The organism is Candidatus Aquicultor sp. (genome assembly GCF_054640775.1).
Genome location: NZ_JBTSLF010000314.1, coordinates 1 through 2,711 on the forward strand (window position 1 = coordinate 1; position 2,711 = coordinate 2,711).

A 2,711-nucleotide genomic window follows, 5' to 3' on the forward strand; every position below is an offset into this window, starting at 1 on the left:
ATCCCAGGCAGAAGTGATTGCTCTTTTTGTATTTCCTCCTATATAAGGGTTGTCTTCTTTGATTCCAGGTATTTGGGCTTTTACGTTTTTGCTGCAATTGTCTTTAAGCACGAAATTCCACATGCCCTTTCTGGTGCTGGCACCCTGTCCCTCCGGCCTTGATTTTCCAGCGACTGCATCCGTTGTGTTCGCGGCCACCTTGGCGTTCAGTTGCCGGCTCAACCTGCCCGCCCACATATTAACGCGCTCCTTTCCATAGTCTGACGGGCTGCCGGCATGGAGCATGCGCGTGAAGTTCTCCACGTCAGCCAGGAGTTGAGCTTCAGTGCCGCTGGTGATGCCGCCTACAAAAAAAAGACCGAAGGAGTGATACCATGGCCCCATGCGGTCGGAGAACTTGGGATCACCTTCCGGGCGCAGGTCGATCAGCTTGTTGGCAATATCCGAGGGAGAGATTGTGATGACCCCCGAGTTGTCCCAGCCAATCATTGCCTGTTGATGCAGGCGCTGGGTGTAGGTGACTTCCTTAAGCAGGTTGTGGGCCGTGATTGTGGCCAGCCAATAGTCGTTTCCGCACACGTCCAGGGAGGCCGCCAACACATCCTGCGGTTTCACCCTGCCGCTCATCTTCAGGATCCTCGCGGTCAACTTGGCCTCGTAGCTGTTCTTACCTCCGTCCTTGGTCAGCTTGACGTAAGGGTTTTTCTCCAAGTCCGAGCTCTTGCCGCTGTCTGTAAGCAGGGTGGCGAGCTCGTTGTCGCTGCGCCGCTTTATCAGCGCACCCGACGCGATGCGGGTGCGAGATATGCGGGTGTACATGATGCTCTTTTCCCACGGAGGGAACTTCCTTCCTGCGACCACGGCTACCATGGCCGGCCCGATCTCGCCGTTCAGAATCTGGTCGGCCTCATTGTTCTGCGACAGTGCCTCGCTCAAGCCGCCGAGATGCTTGATCTCATCATCCGCGGCCCCCACGAGACCTACTGACCACACGATCAGCACCACCACGGCGAAGCAGGCGCCAATCAGAATCTTATCTCGTTTCGATGTAATTTTCATGTAAGGTGCCCCCTCTTTTAATTTCCTTTAGGTAAACCCCCGGCTTTGCCGGAGGGACAAAATAATTTGCCGGTTCCAGAATAATAAAAAGTTTGACAAGAACTTCCTTTTTGATGAAAAGACTATAAGGAAAGGGAAAAGCACGGTCAAGAAGAAAAGCAGGGCTGGTGGTGAGGGGACATAGGGGAACCACTAAGGCGAGACGATCCGCTGCAAGGCATCTTTCGTTCATTTGATTTTGATGCTGTTAATACTTTCTCTTAGAACTTTTTCATATTTCTTAAATTCTTCTTTCGAAGAATTAAAATTAAAAAACAGCGTCTGATTATTGTATCCGGTGACCAGCATGATGTTATAAATGTCAGTATCTATGGCAGTCGATGTTAATTCAAGATATACCCACTTTTTTCCCGATAATTCTATTATTTTATTTTCTTTCCATTTCAAACCCGGTATCCTTTTGGGGAACATTTCCGTGAATCCAGCCCTAAGTTCGTCTATTTTTACCTGTGAGATATCGTTCGGCTTAACATCATAGGCAATTGTTGTCCCTGTCGATTCGTTTCCAATAACATATTTGGGCGCATTTGATGATGGATACTTGATTTTAATTATTTCTTCAGGAAGAGGTTTAAACCCTTCTGGTGCTTCAAACGTAATATGATCATTTTCTAACGAAATTATCTTTCCATGACCCGATGATGCGCTGGGCATCAAACGCTTCAGTTCATGCCGTGCTTGGCGAATACTTATGTACCACGCCCCCTCACGAAATTCGGCTATCTCTCGAATCGTGGTTTTTCCCCAGTCTGAGATCGCTATCTCATCATCCTCACTGACCCTTATTCGGAGGAGCTGCTTATTATTTAAAAACCCATCAAGTCCTTGTTTCCAAGTCCACATCAACTTTCCGTATTTCTCGGTCCAAATATAAATCGAAACTTGTGAATCAGTTTCATTATTTATCCTGATTTCACCATCCCGGGAATGTCTGGGATGCTGTGCATAAACTGCAACGGGTAGTACCATGGACAAGACGAGAAGTATAACAACAAGGCGACTCCCTTTCATACCATTTACCTCCTTAAGATTTTAAATGGTGAGAGTATAAAACACGATCAATTAAGGGTCAAGGGGAATAGAGGGAAATGTGGTAGCAAAGTTAAAATCAATGATCATCCTTTTGGGCCAGTCGGGTGGCTATTTCTCGTACTAAGCGAAAGGCTCGGTCCAAGTCAAAGGCCTGATAATCGTCTTCACGAAGAACCGGCTTGAGATGCGTTTCCGTTTGTTGCTGCAACAATGATCGGCGTTTTTCAGAAACATCAATGGGTTCATTGCCCGGCACATCTATTTTGGATTGAATAAGTCGTTCCAATTGTTTATCGCGAGAGTCCAATCCAAGTCTTCGAGAAGCATAATCAATATCAAAGAAATCCCGAATGGCCGCTTCTCGACGGGTTAAGGCCGCCCTGAATTTTTCCGCGTAGGCTTCTATTTTGGAAATACAGGTCATGGTCACCGGTTCAACTATCGGTCTGTTTAATAGGGGATCAAGAAGAATCGTTTGGACCTTTCGCCTGACAGTTGGGGTCTGCAAAGGTTCCCGCAGTCCGATCTCAATCTTGATGGTTTCCTCTTGATCCATAAAA

General features: G+C 47.3%; 3 protein-coding genes. All 3 read right to left on the reverse strand.

Features of this window, described 5'->3' with window-relative positions; translation table 11 throughout:
* Positions 1–1,059 (reverse strand): hypothetical protein (locus tag ACYC56_RS14665; RefSeq protein WP_461374913.1); only part of this gene is annotated, 1,059 nt, incomplete at its 3' end.
* Positions 1,060–1,287: 228 nt separating this feature from the next.
* Entirely contained in the window at positions 1,288–2,130 is an 843-nt protein-coding gene (locus ACYC56_RS14670; RefSeq protein ID WP_461374914.1) for a hypothetical protein, read from the reverse strand.
* Positions 2,131–2,227: 97 nt separating this feature from the next.
* The coding region (locus ACYC56_RS14675; RefSeq protein WP_461374915.1) for a nucleotidyl transferase AbiEii/AbiGii toxin family protein at positions 2,228–2,711 on the reverse strand (484 nt) is incomplete at its 5' end.

Excerpts from the sequence above, each read along its gene's own strand:
- ACYC56_RS14670 (WP_461374914.1), bottom strand. The coding sequence starts at position 2,130 with ATGAAAGGGAGTCGCCTTGTTGTTATACTTCTCGTCTTGTCCATGGTA.